At 65.3% G+C, this 17,499-nt stretch carries 20 protein-coding genes; 15 read left to right on the forward strand and 5 right to left on the reverse strand.

The features are described from left to right. Positions 1-40: 40 nt before the first annotated feature. A complete protein-coding gene (gene xylB, locus EWU68_RS03840) occupies positions 41-1,429 on the forward strand; it encodes a xylulokinase (RefSeq protein ID WP_129314567.1) in 1,389 nt (462 codons plus the stop codon). Between the two features lie 7 nt (positions 1,430-1,436). Here the strand turns inward: xylB and EWU68_RS03845 are convergent, their stop codons facing one another. The 5 genes from EWU68_RS03845 to EWU68_RS03865 form a co-directional block, all read right to left on the reverse strand. Beyond that, positions 1,437-2,177, reverse strand: a complete 741-nt coding sequence (locus EWU68_RS03845) for a GolD/DthD family dehydrogenase (RefSeq protein ID WP_129314568.1) — start codon at positions 2,175-2,177, stop codon at positions 1,437-1,439. Continuing rightward, the gene (locus EWU68_RS03850; protein ID WP_129314569.1) at positions 2,174-2,920 is read right to left on the reverse strand and encodes a GolD/DthD family dehydrogenase; all 747 of its coding nucleotides are present in this window, start codon (positions 2,918-2,920) and stop codon (positions 2,174-2,176) included. The genes EWU68_RS03845 and EWU68_RS03850 overlap by 4 nt, the downstream gene beginning before the upstream one ends. Continuing rightward, positions 2,917-4,449 carry an FGGY-family carbohydrate kinase gene (locus EWU68_RS03855; RefSeq protein WP_129314570.1) on the reverse strand — a complete coding sequence of 511 codons (1,533 nt, stop codon included), beginning with the start codon at positions 4,447-4,449 and terminating at the stop codon, positions 2,917-2,919. The genes EWU68_RS03850 and EWU68_RS03855 overlap by 4 nt, the downstream gene beginning before the upstream one ends. Positions 4,450-4,506: 57 nt before the next feature. Continuing rightward, positions 4,507-5,220 (reverse strand): DUF1109 domain-containing protein, encoded by a 714-nt coding sequence (locus EWU68_RS03860; protein ID WP_129314571.1) that lies wholly within the window; start codon positions 5,218-5,220, stop codon positions 4,507-4,509. 268 nt (positions 5,221-5,488) lie between these two features. Continuing rightward, entirely contained in the window at positions 5,489-6,223 is a 735-nt protein-coding gene (locus tag EWU68_RS03865; protein WP_129314572.1) for an HAD family hydrolase, read from the reverse strand. A 278-nt stretch (positions 6,224-6,501) separates the two neighbouring features. On the opposite strand from EWU68_RS03865, the gene EWU68_RS03870 reads away from it, so the two are divergent. From EWU68_RS03870 to EWU68_RS03935, 14 genes are all read left to right on the forward strand, one after another. Further along, entirely contained in the window at positions 6,502-7,563 is a 1,062-nt protein-coding gene (locus tag EWU68_RS03870; protein WP_129314573.1) for an ABC transporter substrate-binding protein, read from the forward strand. Positions 7,564-7,575: 12 nt separating this feature from the next. Next, entirely contained in the window at positions 7,576-8,616 is a 1,041-nt protein-coding gene (locus EWU68_RS03875; RefSeq protein ID WP_129314574.1) for a FecCD family ABC transporter permease, read from the forward strand. After that, on the forward strand, positions 8,613-9,689 hold the full coding sequence (locus EWU68_RS03880; protein ID WP_238692308.1) for a FecCD family ABC transporter permease: 1,077 nt from the start codon (positions 8,613-8,615) through the stop codon (positions 9,687-9,689). Before EWU68_RS03875 ends, EWU68_RS03880 begins: the two co-directional genes overlap by 4 nt. Before the next feature lie 4 nt (positions 9,690-9,693). After that, positions 9,694-10,533: an ABC transporter ATP-binding protein gene (locus tag EWU68_RS03885; protein WP_129314575.1), complete on the forward strand. Its 840-nt coding sequence runs from the start codon at positions 9,694-9,696 to the stop codon at positions 10,531-10,533. Further along, a complete protein-coding gene (locus EWU68_RS03890; RefSeq protein WP_129314576.1) occupies positions 10,530-11,510 on the forward strand; it encodes a siderophore-interacting protein in 981 nt (326 codons plus the stop codon). The genes EWU68_RS03885 and EWU68_RS03890 overlap by 4 nt, the downstream gene beginning before the upstream one ends. 124 nt (positions 11,511-11,634) lie before the next feature. After that, positions 11,635-12,492: an SGNH/GDSL hydrolase family protein gene (locus EWU68_RS03895; RefSeq protein WP_129314577.1), complete on the forward strand. Its 858-nt coding sequence runs from the start codon at positions 11,635-11,637 to the stop codon at positions 12,490-12,492. 275 nt (positions 12,493-12,767) lie between these two features. Further along, positions 12,768-13,004: a 50S ribosomal protein L28 gene (gene rpmB / locus EWU68_RS03900; RefSeq protein ID WP_129314578.1), complete on the forward strand. Its 237-nt coding sequence runs from the start codon at positions 12,768-12,770 to the stop codon at positions 13,002-13,004. Between the two features lie 2 nt (positions 13,005-13,006). Beyond that, positions 13,007-13,177: a 50S ribosomal protein L33 gene (gene rpmG, locus EWU68_RS03905; RefSeq protein ID WP_129314579.1), complete on the forward strand. Its 171-nt coding sequence runs from the start codon at positions 13,007-13,009 to the stop codon at positions 13,175-13,177. A gap of 5 nt (positions 13,178-13,182) precedes the next feature. Beyond that, positions 13,183-13,488 carry a 30S ribosomal protein S14 gene (gene rpsN / locus EWU68_RS03910; protein ID WP_048683817.1) on the forward strand — a complete coding sequence of 102 codons (306 nt, stop codon included), beginning with the start codon at positions 13,183-13,185 and terminating at the stop codon, positions 13,486-13,488. A 68-nt stretch (positions 13,489-13,556) separates the two neighbouring features. Continuing rightward, positions 13,557-13,841: an HU family DNA-binding protein gene (locus tag EWU68_RS03915; RefSeq protein WP_129314580.1), complete on the forward strand. Its 285-nt coding sequence runs from the start codon at positions 13,557-13,559 to the stop codon at positions 13,839-13,841. Positions 13,842-14,152: 311 nt separating this feature from the next. Then, positions 14,153-14,710 (forward strand): hypothetical protein, encoded by a 558-nt coding sequence (locus EWU68_RS03920; RefSeq protein ID WP_165162094.1) that lies wholly within the window; start codon positions 14,153-14,155, stop codon positions 14,708-14,710. Between the two features lie 77 nt (positions 14,711-14,787). After that, positions 14,788-15,438 carry a copper resistance CopC family protein gene (locus EWU68_RS03925; protein WP_129314582.1) on the forward strand — a complete coding sequence of 217 codons (651 nt, stop codon included), beginning with the start codon at positions 14,788-14,790 and terminating at the stop codon, positions 15,436-15,438. 5 nt (positions 15,439-15,443) lie between these two features. After that, a complete protein-coding gene (locus tag EWU68_RS03930; RefSeq protein WP_129314583.1) occupies positions 15,444-16,124 on the forward strand; it encodes a copper chaperone PCu(A)C in 681 nt (226 codons plus the stop codon). A 12-nt stretch (positions 16,125-16,136) separates the two neighbouring features. Beyond that, complete coding sequence (locus EWU68_RS03935) at positions 16,137-17,453, forward strand: Dyp-type peroxidase (protein WP_129314584.1); 1,317 nt, start codon at positions 16,137-16,139, stop codon at positions 17,451-17,453. The last annotated feature ends 46 nt before the right edge of the window (positions 17,454-17,499 follow it).

Consider the following 17,499-nt stretch of genomic DNA (forward strand, 5'->3'; position numbering starts at 1 on the left):
GATTTGCGGTGCCAGTAAGAGTCGTGAAGGAGCGTTCGGCATGAGTACGTACGTCGTGGGTGTGGATTCCTCCACGCAATCCTGCAAGGCGGTGCTGGTTGACGCCGCAACCGGAGAGGTCGTCGAGGAACGCCGGGCCGCTCACCCTGCCGGGACGGAAGTGGACCCCACGGAGTGGGTCGCCGCGCTCAGGACGGTGACCGAGGATCTCCTTCCCCGGGCTTCGGCGGTGGCGGTCGGCGGACAGCAGCACGGCATGGTTCTCCTGGACGAGAACGACGACGTGATCCGCCCCGCCCTCTTGTGGAACGACACCCGATCGGCGCCCCAGGCCGAGGAGCTGCTCGAATGGTTGGGCGGTCCGGCCGAGGCCGCACGCCGCATCGGAAGCGTCCCGGTGGCCTCCTACACGGCGACCAAAGTCCGGTGGGTGCGCGAGAACGAGCCGCGGAACGCCGAAAGAATTCACCGGATCGCGTTGCCGCACGACTACCTGACCTGGACCCTCAACACGTCCGGCGACCTCTGGACGGACCACGGGGAGGCCTCGGGGACGGCGTACTACGATCCCGAGTCCAAGCAGTGGCTGAGGGACGTCGCGGAATGGGCGGCCGGCCACGCGGTCGAGTTGCCCCGCCTGGCTTCGCCGAATCAGGCCGTGGGGCAGACCTCCACGGGTGCGCTGATCGCCCCGGGAACCGGAGACAACGCCGCCGCGGCATTGGGCCTTGGTATGGGGCCGGGCGACGTCAGCATGTCGATCGGAACTTCGGGGGTGGTCGCCGTGGTCAGCGATGTTCCGTCGCAGGACCCGACGGGATCCATCTCCGGATTCGCCGATGCCTCCGGACGGTACTTGCCGTTGGCGACCACGCTCAACGGGGCCCAGGTCTTCGACAAGGCCGCGGACCTGCTGGGCGTCTCCCACGAGGAACTCTCGGACATGGCGCTGTCCGTCGAGCCCGGGGCCGGCGGATCCGTGTTCGTCCCGTACCTCGCGGGCGAGCGGACCCCCAACCTCCCGGAGGCCAGGGGCCAGTTCTTGGATATCGGTGCCGACTTCTCGCGGGAGACCATGGCCCGGGCGATGATCGAGGGGCTGGCATGCTCAATGGCCGAGAGTCTGAGGAAGGTCGAGCAGCAGACCGGGACACGGGCGCAACGCGTCCTCCTGATCGGAGGGGGCGCCCAGTCGCGGGCCTTCCAACAGATATTGTCCGGCGTGATCGGGGGACCGGTGCTCCTGCCCGAAACGCGAGAATTCGTGGCCCTCGGAGCGGCTCGGCAAGCCGCGTGGGCGTTGTCCGGTGCGAGCGAGCCGCCCCGTTGGGAGGCCGCGGACACCGTGGAGATCACGTCCGACCCGACGCCGTGGCTCCTCGACCGGTACGTCGAATGCCGCGATCGGATCTACCCGGAGACAGCCTGACGGACGGTCAGACGTTGCTGTAGCCGCCGTCGATCAGCAGGTCCGCCCCGTTGACCATTCCGGCTTCGGGGGAGACGACGTAACCGACCATGGCCGCGACCTCTTCCGGATCCGCGAAGCGCCCTGCGGGAATCCTGCTCCGGGCGTCGTCGCCCTTGGCCCCGGACCAGGCCATTGCTCCCATGTCGGTCGCGACGATGGTGGGGGAGACGGTGTTGACGGTAATCCCTTGCGGCCCCCATTCGGCGGCCAAGACCCTGGTCAGTCCGGATACCGCGGCCTTCGACGCGCAATACGTCGCGTGGTCCTCGAGCCCGACGACGCCGGCCTGGGAACCCAGGTTCACGATGCGGCCGTACCCGGCTTCGATCATGGTCCGTGCGGCTTCCCGCGCCATGAAGAATGTGCCGCCGAGGTTGACGTCCATGACGGCCCGCCAGTCCTCGGAAGGAACTTCGGACGCCGGACCGACCTTGGAGATCCCCGCGGAATTCACCAGAATCTGGGGTGTTCCTCGTTCGGTGACCACCCGATCCACCACGTGGCGGGCGGCGTCCTGGTCAGACAGGTCGGCGCGCACGGCCAAGTGGTCGCTCCCGGGAAGCCTGGCCACGGAGTCCTCGACCTGCCGTGAGGACCCGACGCCGACGACGCAGGCGCCGCGCGAGGCCAAGTCTCTCGCAACGGCGAAACCGATGCCGCGCCCCGCGCCCGTGACGATCGCGATGGAGCCATCGAGGCTGTTCATACGCTCGTGTAGCCGCCGTCGATGACCATATTGGTGCCCGTGACCATGGCGGCTTCCTCAGACACCAAGTACCCGACCATGGCCGCGACTTCCTCGGGCTGGGCGAAGCGCCCGGCAGGAATCTGCCGCTTCGCCGCCTCTCCCTTTTCCCCGGCCCAGGCCTTCTTGCCGAGTGGGGTTTCGACGATGGTCGGCGAGACCGCGTTGACCGTGACTCCCTTTGGTGCCCATTCGAGGGAGAGGACCCTGGTCAGTCCGACGATGCCGGCCTTCGAGGCGCAGTATGCGGCGTGCTGGTCCAGCCCGACCACCGCGCCCTGGGACGCGAGGTTGACGATGCGCCCGTACCCGGCGTCCGTCATGAGCCGACCGATGGCCTGGGCCATGTAGAAGGAGCCGCTGAGATTGATGTCGATGGTCTTCTTCCAGTCCCCGGCGCTGAGCTCGGTGGCCGGATCGAGGAAGACCACCCCGGCCGAATTGACGAGAATCTGCGGTGTCCCCAGGCCGGAGGCGATGTCGTCGGTCACCTTGCCGACTTCCGCCGGATCGGACAGGTCTGCACGAAAGCCGTGGTGACCGCTTCCGGGCAAAGCGCCGAGCGCATCCTCGAGTGACGGTGACACATCGACCCCGGCAATCCGGGCGCCCTTCGCGGCCAGGTGTTCGGCGATGGCCGCGCCGATACCGCTTGCCGCGCCCGTGACGACGGCGATGCTGCCAGCGAACGGTTGCTCACTCATGCTTGCTCCTCGGTGATGGTGGTCGACGTGTCGGGCTCGGGTTGTTCGGGTGCGTGGCCGGTTCTCTCGGCGACCCCCGCCAGGTGGTGCTGGATGTCTGCGGTTGCCTCGTACAGGCTCCGGTAGTCCTCGTACAGCGCGTCGTACACGGGGGTCTCACGGGGCTCGATGGTCTTTTCTACCGGGTTCCATTGATCCAGGTCGTCGACGACGCCGAGGGCCTCCGCGATCATGAACGCATCGCCGTAGGCCGCACCCACGGAATAGCGGTGGATGCGCTGTGGCCGACCGGTGACGTCGGAAACGATCTGCGGCCACAGGTCCGAACCGACACCACCGCCCGCGGCGGTGATCGAGTGGATGGAAGCGCCCGCTCGCTCCATGACCTCGATGTTGTGCCGAACGGCGAAGGCGGTTGCCTCCAGGAGAGACCTGTAGACGTGTCCCCGTCCGTGCTCGAGGGTCAGCCCGATCATCACGCCGCGCGCGTCCGGGTCCTGGATCGGTGTCCGCTCTCCGGCGAAGTAGGGCAGGGTCAGCAGGCCGTCCGACCCGGGGGCGACCTGTTCGGCCGCTTCGATGAGGGCCGTGTATTCGCGCACCCCGGAGATGTCCCGGAACCACTGGGTCAGCGCGCCGGAGGTGGCGAGCCCGCCGGCAAGATTGCGGGTGCCCCGGCGGGTTCCGGTGGTTCCCCACATCGAGGCGTGCCGCAGCCTTTCCCCAGAGTTCGCGATGAGGAACAGCGTGGTCCCGTACATCAGGAACAACTCGCCGTTCTCGGTCGCTCCCACGGATTCCTGCTCGGCCCAGGCGTCGATGCTGCCGAAGATCACGGGTATTCCGGCCTCGAGCTCCGGCAGGTCGGGGATTTCTTGCGTCCGGCCGCAGACCTCGTTGCTCCAGCCGAGGCGCGGCAGTTCGGTGCCGCGAGCGAGGCGCTCCGCCATATCGGTGTCCCATTCCTGGGTCTGGGGATCGTACAAGGGAGTGCACTGGCTCGCCGAATGACGGTCCAGAACGTATTCGCCGGTGAGATGCTGGATGATCCAGCTCGAGGGCATATAGAAGCGGGCGCCTCTCGCGAATGCTTCCGGGTACCTCTTGGCGAACCACAGCAATTTGGGCCCGCCCGCCTGGGACGTGAGTTGGGAATCGTAGCCCTTGAGGAGTTCCAGCTGACCGAGCTCCTCGGCGAGCTCCTCGATCTCGGCCCGGGCCCGGTAATCCACGCCGTAGAGTGCAGCAGGTGCGATCGGTCGGCCCTCGCTCGCGACGCCGACGCAGGGCCCCATTCCGGAAACCCCGATGCCCTCGATCCGCACGGAGTTGCTGCGCACCAGGTCGCCGTAGAGTTCCTGGAATTCATTCCACCAGATGGTCATGTCCATCTGAACGACTCCGTGAGCGAGACGCTCGACCTCGTGCTCCCGGGTCCGGGAGTCGAGGACCGAACCGTCGTGGCCCACCAATACCGCCTTGGTACTGGAAGTGCCGACATCGAGACCGAAGAATGCGCTGGTTGCCATGGGAACCATATTGGTACAGATCACAGCTCGGGGCCATTCACCGCGGCCCGAGAGTACTCAGCCGTGTCCCTGGATCCAGTCCGAATCGTAGAGGTCCCCGGTCGATCCGCCCCGCTTCTTCCTGTCGCGCTCGGCGTAGTCCGTGCGCCGCAGGATCGCATCGTCGTCGTCGGGAGTGCTCCACAGGCCGAGGGCGACGAGGCCGGCGGCGAGGCTCGCCATGAGAAGGAACAAGAATCCCAACTCGGTCCACATCACCACATGATTCCGCACGAGGACGTCGTTGGACCCGTGCATCCAGTGGGGAACCATGTACCCGATCACGAAGAAAACGATGCTGAGCGCGACCATGCCTGCTGGAAGCCAGAACCACCGTGTGCCGCGACGGGCCTGCCGCCTGCCTTCGTGGTCCCGAAAGACAGGGACCAGCCGCCACCGGACCGATATCAGCCCGGCGGCTCCGACCACCAGGGGCAGTGCCCCGAGAATGGCCCACCGCGGGTGTGCGGCCGCCGCGAGGCCGAAGACCACCAGGATCCCCAGCATGCAACTTGCAAACGAAAGGCCGCCGACCATCCGGCGGTAGGCGCTGGCCCGAGGGCGAATGGGGTGGGGTGTGGCCGAGCCGTTGTCCGCGCCCGCCATGGGTCCACGGGAACCGGAGGTCTGGTGGTCCGGGTGATGTCCACCGGGGCCGTTGATCCTGATCCCGTAGGCGGGTGGCTCCTCGTCCGCGGCATGCATTCCGCCGGCGCCTCTGGTGCTGCTCATTCCGTGCCTCCCCTCAGGCCCCGTGGCACCTCGTGCTCGGGCTCGACTGCTTCTTCCATCGTAGGCCTCCCGAGCGCCGCGTGTAACGGCCTGTGGATACGTTGGAGACCAGAACCTTTCAGGATCGGTTCAGGCCCAATGCACCGAAATGTCAGCTGCGTTGGATAACCTGACTAGGCAACACCCGGTGATGCGAGGAAGTGCGAGCCCCGCAACGCCGGGTGTTGCTTTGTGTCGTGCACCCGCCGTGGCTCGACGAGCGGAGACTCTAGGACCCGGTTCCGAGCCAGGTGCGGACCATCTGGCGGAATTCTGGGTCCTCGAAGCTCGTGGTGGCGAAGTGGGCCGGAGGGGCGGCGTCGACATCCTCCGCGAGCACCGTTACTCTCGTCCCGGCTGCCACGGCCGCCTCTGCGCCCGGGGTCGAGTCCTCGAAGGTCAGCGCCCGATCGCACTGGGCTCCCAGGTTGTTCACGGCCCGGATGTACATGTCCGGTTCGGGCTTTCCCTGGGCGACGTCGTCGCAGGAAACCCAGGTCCCCAGGTACTTCTTGAACCCGGTGGTCTCCAATTTGGCGTCGAGGATCGTTCGCGTCGAATTCGACGCAACGCCGACCGGCAGGACCTCTGAGAACTCGCGCACCAGGTCCATGGCGCCAGGGATGAGGTCGACGCCTCGCTCGATGCGTTGTACGTCCAGAGCGGAGAGCATCGACAGGATTTCCTGACCGCGCCCCTGTACCTCCGCTTCGGGTGCGTTCTCGGGAAGCTCCTCGGCCGCCAGGGCCTCGGCGATGGTCGCGGCCGGAAGGGCCGTCAGTCGGTCGGCGAGATGGTCGGGGCTCGCCAGCCCCAGATCGTGGCTCACGCGCGCGATGGTGGTGACCCACGATTTCTCCGTGTCCATCAGGACGCCGTCGCAGTCGAAGACCACCGCGGTGGGGGCCCAGTCAGAGGGGAAAACGGAAGAGCCCAGCGGTGTGGAACGTCGAGAGAAAGTCATGAAGCCATCATTTCAGATGATTTCCTCGCCGCAGGCTTCGTGTCCGTGCTCGCGATTGCCCGCGTGCCTGCGGCGAGGCCGGAGCTGTCACGACCGAAGGCATGGATTCAATCACAAATGACTGTCCTAATTCGGTCTGGGCCATAGTATGATGAGGCTTGCCTTATGTTGGGGGCGAGTTCGCACCCGACGGTCACGAACATCCGCACCCCAGGGAGCCCGGCGATCGCTTCCCTCGATCGAACGCAGCCCCACCTGACTAGGAGATACATCACATTATGGTTTCCATTTCCCGTGGCACCTTCTTGAAAGCAGCCGCCGCGTCCGCCGCGGCGCTCGCCCTGGCCGGATGCTCGACGGGCTCCAATGACGGAAAGGATTCGTCCGCGGCCGGCGGCAGCTCGTCGGCGGATCCCGATGCGTTCCCCGTGACCCTCGAATCCCAGTTCGGCGAGACGAAGATCGACTCCGAGCCCAAGAAGGTCGTCGGGCTCGGCTGGATCAACGCCGAGATCGCGCTCTCGCTGGGCGTCGTCCCCATCGGTTCCGGGTACGTCGGTTGGGGCGAGAACAAGAACCACTCGACCGACTGGTTCGATGACAAGGTCAAGGAGCTCGGCGGCGACCAGCCGACGCGGTTCTCTGAGACCGATGGGATCAATTTCGAGGAGATCGCCAAGCTCTCCCCGGACCTCATTCTCGCGGCGGTCGGCAGCATGGACCAGGAAACCTTCGACAAGCTCAAGGAGATCGCTCCCGTCGTGGTCTACTCCAAGGACCACAAGGACGGCTGGATGGTTCCGTGGCAGGACTCGACCAGGACCATCGGCAAGGCCCTCGGCCGCTCGTCCACGGCCGACGACGTCGTCAAGAAGGTCGAGTCCAAGCTGAAGGAGGCCGGCGAAAAGCACAGCCAGATCAAGGACGCCACGTTCGTCGCTTCGAACCTGTCCGTCTCCGAAGCCCAGCCGAGCATCTCCGTGTACACCCAGGGGGACGGCCGGGTGAACTTCCTCGAGAGCCTCGGCATGAAGAACTCGGAGGCCGCCGAGTCCGTCAAGGCCGACACCTTCTACGGAACCTGGTCCAACGAACGCGCTTCCGAGCTGACCTCCGACATGATCTACTCCTGGGTCGAGTCCAAGGACGACGTCGAGAAGATCAAGTCCAACGACGTCCTCAAGCAGATCCCTGCGATCGCCAAGGACGCGGCAGTTCTGGACTCCGACAAGAAGAACGGTCTCGGCATGGGCAACACCCCCTTGGGCATCGAATGGTTGGTGGACAACACCGACTTCATCGACAAGATTGCCGACGCCGTGTCGAACGGCAAGAAGTAGTTCCGAGAGTTGATGTCCGCAGCCGCCGAATCCGTTCGGCAGAGTACGCCGGTCAGGCGCCGGTCCCGGAGGGGCCTGGTCCTGGTCGGCGTGCTCGCGCTCTTCGTCGTCGCCGTGATCGGGTCCCTGCTCATCGGGTCCAAACCGGTCGACCCGGTCACCGCGGGACGCGCCCTCTTCCACCCGGATGCCGGTTCCTCGGAATCCGTCCTCATGGCCAACCGCCTGAGCCGCACGGTGATCGGAATCGTCATCGGCGCGGTTCTCGCCGCCGCCGGTGCGGCGATGCAGGGCGTCACCAGGAACCCCCTCGGTGATCCGGCGATTCTCGGGATCAATTCCGGAGCGACCTGCTTGGTCGTGGTCGGTATTGCGACCGTCGGTGCCTCCGGTGCCGGGACCTACGCGGTGTGGGCTGTCATCGGTGCCGCACTCGCGGCCGTTCTGGTGTACTCGATCGCAAGCATCGGGCGATCGGGTGCGACGCCGGTCAAGCTCGCCCTGGTCGGGGCCGCATTCAGCGCGGGGGCGATGTCCATCACCAATGCGATGATCCTGCAGGGCCAGGACACTCTCGACGAGTTCCGCCACTGGCAGATCGGTTCGCTGTCCCGTTCGACCTATGGGGATCTCCTGTCCGTCCTGCCTCTGGTCGTCATCGGAGTCGTGCTGACGGTCGGTCTCGCTTCCTCGATCAACAACTTCGCCCTGGGCGACGACATGGCTCAGTCTCTCGGGGAAAAGGTCGCCCTGAAGAGATTCGTGATCTTCGTGGGCATCACTCTCCTGTGCGGCGCGGCCGTCGCCCTGGCCGGGCCCATCGCATTCCTCGGCCTCATGATTCCTCATGCCCTGCGTGCCGTCCTGGGGCCCGACTACCGGTGGATCATGCCGCTCAGCCTCGGGGCCGGCCCCGTGATCCTGCTGTGGGCCGACGTGGTCGGACGTGTGCTCCTGCCTCCCACGGAGATCGAGGTCGGCGTGACCATGGCAATCGTCGGCGTCCCGATCTTCATCTACCTCATTCGTACCCGGAAGGCGGTGAACCTGTGAGCACCGCAATCGATCAGCGACCGGATGCCCCTGCGGCAGAAGCCGTCCAGCGCGAGGTCGGATTCCTCCGTCGTCGGAGGAGCGTCCGCCCGGTGGCCATGGTCATCGCCCTCGCCATCGGGCTGGTGGGGGTCTTCGCGATCCGCGTTCTTCTCGGAACCTACACGGTCGCGATCCCCGACTTCTTCTCGATTCTTGCCGGACATTCCATCCCTGGGGCGGCCGGAGCGAAATTCATCGTCCTGCAGGACAAACTGCCTCACGCCGTCCTCGGAACCCTGGCGGGCCTGGCCTTCGGCTGCTCCGGCGCGATCTTCCAGCTTCTGCTCCGGAACCCGCTCGCCAGCCCCGACATCATCGGGATCAACACCTCGGCGAGCCTCGGAGCCGTGGTGGCTGTCTCCATGTTCGGGGCCGCCGGAACCGGCATGGCCACGGGTGGCCTCATCGGAGCGGTCGCATGCGTTGCGGTGATCTTCGGGCTCTCGGCGCAGCGGGAGAGCATGGTCGGAAACAGGTTCATCCTGATCGGTCTGGGAATTTCCGTGCTGGCCGTCGCCCTGACCAATTACCTGTTGTCCCGAGTCAACATCTACAAGGCCGCCGACGCCGCGATCTGGCTGACGGGGTCCCTCGGATCGGCCTCATGGCAACGGATTTCCGTTCTCGGGCTCGTACTGGTGGTCGTGCTGCCGCTGATCGCGCTGTTTTCCAGGAATCTCCACGCGCTCGAGGTGGGGGACGAGATGGCGTCGGGCTTGGGCGTACCCGTGGCGAGTACCCGCTGGCTCTACGTCGTTCTGGCCGTCCTGCTCGTGGCCTTCGCCGTCGCCATGACGGGTCCCATCACTTTCGTCGCTTTCGTATCCGGTCCGATCGCCCGGAAATGCGTCGGCGGCAAGCATTCCCTCACCGCGTCCGCGCTGATCGGCGCAATCATCGTGGTGCTCGCAGACTTCGTGGCCGCCAATTTGATCCCGGGCGGCCGACTCCCCGTCGGCGTCGTGACAGGCATCGTGGGCGCGCCCATCCTGCTCTGGCTCGTCGCCGCTGCCCAGAAAGAGAGGTCTTGACCCCATGACCGCGACCCAGGCTCCCACCATGACCAGTACGTCGAAACCGGCCCAGAGCCTCCGCCTGTGCGCCGAATCCCTGACCCTGAATTACGGGGGCAGGAACATCGTCGAAAACCTGGACTTCGAGGTTCCCTCGGGGCAGGTGACCGCGATCATCGGCCCCAATGGGTGCGGCAAGTCCACGCTCCTGCGCGGTTTCTCGAGGCTTCTCAAACCTGCGGGCGGTCGAGTCCACCTGGACTCGAAGGACGTCTCCAAATACGGTTCCCGCGATTTCGCCAGGAGGGTCGGCCTTCTGCCTCAGCACCCGATCGCGCCGGACGGCATCACGGTCGCGGATCTGGTGTCTCGCGGGAGATATCCCTATCAGGGAATGTTCTCCAAGGCGTCGCGCGAGGACGACGCCGCCGTCGCCTGGGCGCTCGAAGCGACGCACACCGAGCAACTGGCCGATGTCCCGGTGGCCGAGCTCTCGGGCGGTCAGCGCCAACGCGTCTGGATCGCGATGTCATTGGCCCAGGAAACCGACGTTCTGCTCCTCGACGAGCCGACCACGTACCTGGACCTCGCTCACCAGGTGGACCTGCTGGACTTGGTGGTCCGTCTCAACCGGTCGCGCGGCACGACCATGCTGCTTGTCCTCCACGAACTCAATCTCGCCGCGCGGTGCGCGGATCACCTGGTGGCCATGAAGGACGGGCAGATCAAGATGTCCGGTGCGCCGTCAGAGGTCCTCACCCGAGACAACCTGGCGGAGGTTTTCGGGCTCGACGCCGTCGTGTCGCCGGATGCGAGCGGCTCGCCCATCGTCGTCCCGAGTCCAAGGAAGGAAATGTTGTGAGCAAGATTCCCATGGAGCTTTTCCAGGTGGAGGTCACTGCCGCGAAGAAGCTGAGCCGCGACTTCGTGCGAATCAGCCTGGCCTCCGAACAGCTGAGCCGGCTCGCGGCTCCCGCGGGCGACGGCAACGAACAGGTCCTGGATTCGTACATCAAGCTCTTCATCCCGCACCCGGACCGCACGGACCCCGTGGTTCCGGATCTTCACGACGCGTGGCGGAAGGAGTGGTTCGCGGCGTCGCCCGAGGAGCGCGGTGGGTGGATTCGAACCTATACGTTGAGGGATTCGCGTCCCTGGACCTCGGCCGAGGGCAAGAACGGTGTGGAGATCGACGTCGATTTCGTCCTGCATCCCCCCGAGGGCACGGACGAAGAAGGCCAATCGCCGGCCATGGGGCCCGGGGCGTCGTGGGCCTCGTCCGCTCGGGTCGGAGACGGCCTGAGCTTCATCGGCCCGCCCCGGGACGGGCAGCTCTGGGCCATGTGGAAGCCGGAGCAGGCCGATACCGTGATCGTGTGCGCGGACGAGACGGCCGTTCCCGCGGCGATGTCGGTTCTGCGTACGCTGCCCACGGGCTGCAAAGCCCGTTTTCTGTTGGAAGTTCCGGAAGGCAACGGCGATCTGGTCGAGCATGCCGAGCCGCTGCTGGCTCGCGCACGTGAGAACAGCGACGTCGAACTCCATTGGCTGGAGCGGGGAGAGGACGGCGTTCGTGGGGCCCTGACCCTTCAGGCCCTGCGTGAAATCCTTGAGCTCGAGCCCAAGGAGGAGGACGCCGACAGTCCTCTCGGAGTCAGGCTCCCCGCGGAGGAATTCGTGTGGCAGACGGCCGACCACCCCGGAAGCACATACGTCTATCTCGCCGGGGAGGCCTCGGTCGTGCGCGCGGCCCGACGCGTCTGCGCCAACGAAGCCGGAATCCCGAAGTCGAGCATCTCCTTCATGGGCTATTGGAAGGCGGGCCACGCCGAGTCCTGATCCCGGCGACGTCGGTATCGTTCGGATTGCGAAGCATTGCACGCGGGCATAACGTCAATGATGAGGGGCTTTCCGACATGAGGAAAGGTCCGGAAACAACGTAGACCGCATCGTAGGGAGAATCATGTCCGACGCCAGCCGGGAGGGGTCCGAGGACCGCACAGAGAGGGATCCCATCCGGTACGTGGCCGTCGGCGACTCCTTCACCGAAGGCGTGGGCGACGTCGACCCCGACCGTCCCAACGGCGTCCGTGGGTGGGCCGACCGAGTGGCCGAACAGCTCACGCTCCGCTTCCCCCGGACGACGTACGCGAACCTCGCCATCAGGGGACGCACCATGGCGCCGATCCTGGACGAGCAGATCGACGCCGCCCTCGAGCTCGAGCCGACCCTCGTGAGCATCTACGCGGGCGGCAATGACATCCTGCGACCCAGCGTGGACATCGACGACATGATGGTCGGCTACGAAGACGCAATCTCGAGGCTGCGTTCCAGCGGCGCGCACGTCCTGACGTTCACCGGATTCGACGCCAAGAACTTCTACGGCGTCTTCAAGGGCACCCGTGGGCGCGCCGCCATCTACAACGAATTGCTCCGGGAGATCGTGGACCGTCATGGGCTGATCCTGGTCGACTACTGGCGTATGAGCAAGGAATTCTCGGACTCCCGGTACTGGGCCCCGGACCGGTTGCACATGAACACCCGCGGGCACAGGAAACTGGCGGGGAAGGTCCTGGAAGCCCTCGAGGTGACGCCGGCGGTGGACCTGGGGCTGGAGCCCCTGCCGAAGATGCGACAGGTCTCGCGCGTCCAGACCACCAGAGCGAACGTCGAATGGGTCCGAGAATTCGCTCTTCCCTGGGTCGGGCGGAGGCTGCGAGGAACGTCGTCGGGGGACTCGATGTCACCCAAATACCCGGAATTGCAGAGCATGACGGTGACCGAATCCGAGCCGGGCGCGGCGTCGGAATCCGGTGATTAAGGCCATGTTCCGCGGGCCGCAGGTTGCGATTGATACGCCGATTCCATAGTATTTAACGCTGTCGTAGTGGTGAGTCCACCTCTCGGCACCGAATAAAGCTTCACCGTTATCCCGCGGCGGGGGCAGGGCCTGAAAATCTCACGCAGGCGCCTGTTCCACACTCTGTCCCGGCGAATAACCCGGTGCTCTAAGTAGGTGACGGAGCGCTCGGAAGGCAGCCCTCGTGGAAGCCACAACTGCGCACCGTCATCGTGTCAACATTTGGAGGAGAAACTATGGCAGCCGTCTGCCAGGTGACCGGAGCTGTTCCCGGCTTTGGACACAGCATTTCGCACTCGCACCGCCGCACCAAGCGTCGGTTCGATCCGAACATTCAGAAGAAGCGCTACTGGGTCCCGTCCCTTCGCCGCAATGTCACGCTGAACGTGTCCGCCAAGGGCATCAAGGTCATCGACAGCCGCGGGATCGACGCCGTCGTAGCCGACATCCTTGCACGCGGGGAGAAGATTTAAGCATGGCATCGAATACCAAGGACGTTCGTCCGATCATCAAGCTCAAGTCCACTGCCGGCACCGGTTACACCTACGTGACCCGCAAGAACCGCCGCAACAACCCGGACCGCCTGGTCATGAAGAAGTACGACCCGGTCGTCCGCAGGCACGTCGATTTCCGAGAGGAGCGCTAAGAGCTATGGCCAAGAAGTCCAAGATCGCTCGTAACGAGCAGCGCAAGGTCATCGTTGAGCGCTACGCGGAAAAGCGTGCCGCCCTCAAGAAGACCCTTGTGGACGAGAATGCAACCCCGGAGGAGCGCGAGGAGGCCCGCCTGGGTCTGCAGAAGCTTCCCCGCAATGCTTCCCCCATCCGTGTCCGTAACCGCGATCAGATCGATGGTCGTCCGCGCGGTACCTTCCAGAAGTTCGGTATCTCCCGCGTCCGCTTCCGCCAGATGGCGCATCGCGGCGAATTGCCGGGAATTACCAAGTCAAGCTGGTAATTTTTCGGGTGTAGGCCGGTATAGTCGGCTGGAGCCAAGAAAATTCAAGTCTCAGGAGGGACACAGATATGGCTAAGAACCGTAGCGAACTCGTTTCCGAGGTTGCCGAGAAGTCGGGTATGAGCCAGGCCGCCGTCAACGGCGTTCTGGATGCTGTTTTCCAGGTTTTCGAATCCTCGGTTTCCAAGGGCGAGAAGATCACCATTCCCGGTTGGTTGTCCGTGGAGCGCACCGATCGTGCAGCACGCACCGGTCGTAACCCCCAGACCGGCGAGGCCATCAAGATCCCCGCCGGCCACGGAGTCAAGCTGAGCGCTGGTTCCAAGCTGAAGGCAGCTGTTGCCAAGAAGTAGTCATCCGACTGCAGACGCTTGAAGGCCCCGCATCCCTCATCAGGGATGCGGGGCCTTTCCATTGGTGAGGCCGGGCCTTTCTCGGGGCGGGGCTTCGTCCGTGTGAGCCGAGTGATTGCGCTGACAGGCGGGTCGGGACGACCAGAACCGTTGGTAGACTGGCCGGGGCGACGCGACCGCGTCGTCCCGGTCGATTGCCTCGCACACGGAAGGCTCAGGGGGTGGACGTTGTGGCTTCTCGCGCCGCGTCGCACCGTATCCCGCGTCTCGTCCGGGGCTGGTCCCTGGCCACCATCTCCACTTTTTCGGGCGTGGTCTCACACGTTCTCGCGATGGGGCACGTCCCGCCGGCGTCACTCGTCGCCGTGTGCTGGGCGCTGTCCGGCCTGGTGTGCGTACTCCTCTGCGGGGTCAGACGCTCGGCCTTCTCCACGATCCTGAGTGTCGTCTCTTCCCAAGGGATCCTCCACTGGCTCTTCGCGCAGACGGGCCACGGCGTCGTCATGGCGCCTGCCGGCGGCGGAGAGATGTCCGCGCACAGTCACCACATGATGCACGGCACCGGGTCGCTGACCGCGACCGTCAGCGGACACGCGACCGGGATGTCCCCCGCGATGGTGATGACACACCTCGCTGCGGCGTGGCTGACCTACCTCGCGATACGTCGGGGCGACGCCGCACTCGCGGCGCTGTCCCAAGCCATCCGCCTCGGCCTGGAGCGAGTCGTTTCCTCGATTCCCCAGCCGAAGCCGATCGATTCCGTCTCCCGGCCGTTGCCGGTGACTCGCACGGTCCGTGTCCTCGTTCGCAAGGCCTACGCCGGACCGGTGCCTCTGCGCGGTCCGCCTTCTCTTCTCGCTTCCGTCTGAAACCAACCACTCCGGGTCCTGCCGGGGCACTGAGTCCTGCCGTGCCCGGAGCACTCAGCGACACAAGAGAGAAGACCATGGCTATCGCCGAACCCATCAAGAAAAAGACAACAACTCGTGCCGTGGCGCTCCGACGCGCCATGACCATTCCCACCATGATCGCTCTGGCGGTCTTCGCGCTCCTGATGAGCCCGACGGCTGCGCAGGCCCACGACCAGCTCGTGCAGTCCGATCCCGCCCAGGACACCTCGGTCAGCACGGCCCCGGACCACGTGACCCTGACCTTCTCCGGGGACATCACCCACGTCGACAACGGCAACAAGGTCGTTGTCACGGATTCGCACGGCAAGACCGTGAGCAATGGAGAGACAACCGTAGAGGGCAAGGACGTCACCCAGAAGATCTCCTCGGACGCCGAGAACGAGACCTACAAGGTGGCCTGGCGTGTCGTCTCCCAGGACGGCCACCCGATCGAAGGTGTCTACAACTTCACCGTGGGCGACGGAGGCTCCGGAGACCAGGCGAAGCCCAGCAACGAGGCTTCCTCCGACTCGAGCGGTGGCTCCGATTCTTCGGATGCCGCCTCGAGCGACTCGGAGACCAAGGACTCCGGACTTCCCGTGTGGGTGAGCGCCCTCATCGGCGCGGTCATCGCCCTCGGTGTGCTGGCCGTCGTCGCGCTCCTGATTGCACGGGTCCGCGCCAAGAAGAACGACGAAGGGCGGTAGGAACGGTGTCCATCACCAAGAAGACACGAATTCTCCTGGCGCCCGCGATCCTCGCCGCCAGCGCGACCCTGGCCCTCACCGGATGCGGCGGCTCTCAGGACGCCGGCAGCACGAGTTCGGCGTCGGCCTCCTCGGAAGCGAAGAATTCCGGGGCCGGGCTGTCCGTCAAGGATCCGTGGGCGAAGGCGGCCGATTCCGGCATGACTGCGGTGTTCGGCACGCTGGAGAACACCTCCGACCATGACGTCACGGTAACCTCCGCGGAGACGAAGGCGGCCGGCAAGACCCAGCTGCACGAAACCGTGACCGACCCGAAGACCGGGGCTTCGTCCATGAAGGAGAAGGAGGACGGGTTCACGATCGGGAAGGGCAAGTCCATCGAGCTCAAGCCCGGGGGCAATCACATCATGCTCATGGACCTGAAGTGCTCCTTGCTGGCCGGCGACAGCATCAAGGTCACCGTGAAGACCGCGGACGGAAAGAGCATGGACATCGATGCCCCGATCCGCGACTACAGCGGCGCCAAGGAGAACTACGACCCGGCGGAAGGATCCGGCTCGTCGGCGGGACAGGACGCGAGCCAGGCTCCGGGCGATCACTCCGGTCACGACATGGGTGAGCATTCCGGTCACGACATGGGCGGAATGAGCGAGAGCTCGAGCAAGCTGCCCAGCTGCTCTTCGTAGGGGAGCGAGCCCATGATCGACAGCACGAAGGATCCGGCTCCACGGCGTGGGTTGTGGAGCCGTAGAAATCTGCTCGTCGGCGGGGCGACTGCATCCGTCGGTGCCGCCGCGGGGGCGAGCGTCTCGCTCGCCCGCCGCGGCGGCCACCACGGCTCTTCGGACGCCTCGGACGACTCAGGAAACCCCCAGGCGGCTTCGGGAGGCACCTCGCTTGCGGCCTCGACCGTGGCCTTCCACGGCAAGCGTCAGGCCGGTGTCGCGACTCCGGCTCCTGCATACGGCAACTTCATCGGGCTCCGCCTCAGGGAGGGGACGACGTCGTCGGACATCCGGCGCATGCTTCGGATCCTCACCGACGACGCCGCGTCCCTGACGTCGGGGAAAGGGCCGATCAACGACCAGGAACCCGAGTTGGCGAGCATCTCCGCCAATCTCACGATCACCTTCGGGTTCGGGGAGAAAATCTTCGATCTCGCCAACCCCGGGGCAAAACCGTCCTGGCTCAAACCGCTTCCGGCTTTCGACAAGATCGACAAGTTGACCGACGAATACGGTCCGGCCGACCTTCTTCTGCAGATCTGTTGCGACGACAGAATGACGTTGGCGCACGCCCAGCGCATGCTGCTCAAGGAGATCCGCAGCTTCGGCCGAGTCCACTGGGTCCAGGAAGGTTTTCGCAACGCGGCGGGATCCCTGAAGAAGGGGACCACCATGCGGAACCTCTTCGGTCAGGTCGACGGAACGATCAACCCCAGCACCGAGGACTCGAGCATGGACGACGTCGTCTACGGTTCGGCGGACGGACTGGAGCCTTGGATCGAGGGTGGCACCTCGTTGGTGATCCGGCGAATACACATGAACCTGGACACGTGGGACGAAGTGGACAATCCTGGGCGGGAGGACGCCGTCGGAAGGAAACTTTCCAACGGCGCGCCCCTGACCGGCACGAAGGAGACCGACCCGGTGGACCTGACGGCCAAGACCCCGGTGGGTTTCCCCGTGGTCGCGGATTATGCGCACGTTCGTCGGGCGACGGCCCAAAGCCCGGTCGAACGCATCCTGAGACGGCCGTACAATTATGACCTGCCGGTCTCGAATGCGTCCGGGTTGTCCCAGTCCGGATCATCCGAAGGCGGGGTGAGCCGAACAGGGCTCATTTTCGCTTCCTACCAGGCGGACCCGGTCAAGCAATTCGTGCCCATCCAGCAACGACTGGCCGAACTGGACATGCTCAACACGTGGACCGTCCCCATCGGTTCCGCAGTCTTCGCGATTCCTCCGGGATGCGACCAGAACGGATTCATCGGGGACTTCCTTTTCGAGACGTAGCGCTCGAACAGCCTTGCCCCTTCCCCGGAAGGGGCAAGGCAACGAC

The organism is Rothia koreensis (assembly GCF_004136575.1).
In the GTDB taxonomy this organism is placed as follows: domain Bacteria; phylum Actinomycetota; class Actinomycetes; order Actinomycetales; family Micrococcaceae; genus Rothia; species Rothia koreensis.

Coding starts and splice junctions, on each gene's coding strand:
- EWU68_RS03870 (WP_129314573.1), top strand. CDS start 6,502: ATGGTTTCCATTTCCCGTGGCACCTTCTTGAAAGCAGCCGCCGCGTCC.
- EWU68_RS03860 (WP_129314571.1), bottom strand. CDS start 5,220: ATGAGCAGCACCAGAGGCGCCGGCGGAATGCATGCCGCGGACGAGGAG.
- rpmG (WP_129314579.1), top strand. CDS start 13,007: ATGGCATCGAATACCAAGGACGTTCGTCCGATCATCAAGCTCAAGTCC.
- EWU68_RS03875 (WP_129314574.1), top strand. CDS start 7,576: ATGTCCGCAGCCGCCGAATCCGTTCGGCAGAGTACGCCGGTCAGGCGC.
- rpmB (WP_129314578.1), top strand. CDS start 12,768: ATGGCAGCCGTCTGCCAGGTGACCGGAGCTGTTCCCGGCTTTGGACAC.
- rpsN (WP_048683817.1), top strand. CDS start 13,183: ATGGCCAAGAAGTCCAAGATCGCTCGTAACGAGCAGCGCAAGGTCATC.
- EWU68_RS03895 (WP_129314577.1), top strand. CDS start 11,635: ATGTCCGACGCCAGCCGGGAGGGGTCCGAGGACCGCACAGAGAGGGAT.
- EWU68_RS03935 (WP_129314584.1), top strand. CDS start 16,137: ATGATCGACAGCACGAAGGATCCGGCTCCACGGCGTGGGTTGTGGAGC.
- EWU68_RS03850 (WP_129314569.1), bottom strand. CDS start 2,920: ATGAGTGAGCAACCGTTCGCTGGCAGCATCGCCGTCGTCACGGGCGCG.
- xylB (WP_129314567.1), top strand. CDS start 41: ATGAGTACGTACGTCGTGGGTGTGGATTCCTCCACGCAATCCTGCAAG.
- EWU68_RS03925 (WP_129314582.1), top strand. CDS start 14,788: ATGGCTATCGCCGAACCCATCAAGAAAAAGACAACAACTCGTGCCGTG.
- EWU68_RS03865 (WP_129314572.1), bottom strand. CDS start 6,223: ATGACTTTCTCTCGACGTTCCACACCGCTGGGCTCTTCCGTTTTCCCC.
- EWU68_RS03845 (WP_129314568.1), bottom strand. CDS start 2,177: ATGAACAGCCTCGATGGCTCCATCGCGATCGTCACGGGCGCGGGGCGC.
- EWU68_RS03885 (WP_129314575.1), top strand. CDS start 9,694: ATGACCGCGACCCAGGCTCCCACCATGACCAGTACGTCGAAACCGGCC.
- EWU68_RS03855 (WP_129314570.1), bottom strand. CDS start 4,449: ATGGCAACCAGCGCATTCTTCGGTCTCGATGTCGGCACTTCCAGTACC.
- EWU68_RS03915 (WP_129314580.1), top strand. CDS start 13,557: ATGGCTAAGAACCGTAGCGAACTCGTTTCCGAGGTTGCCGAGAAGTCG.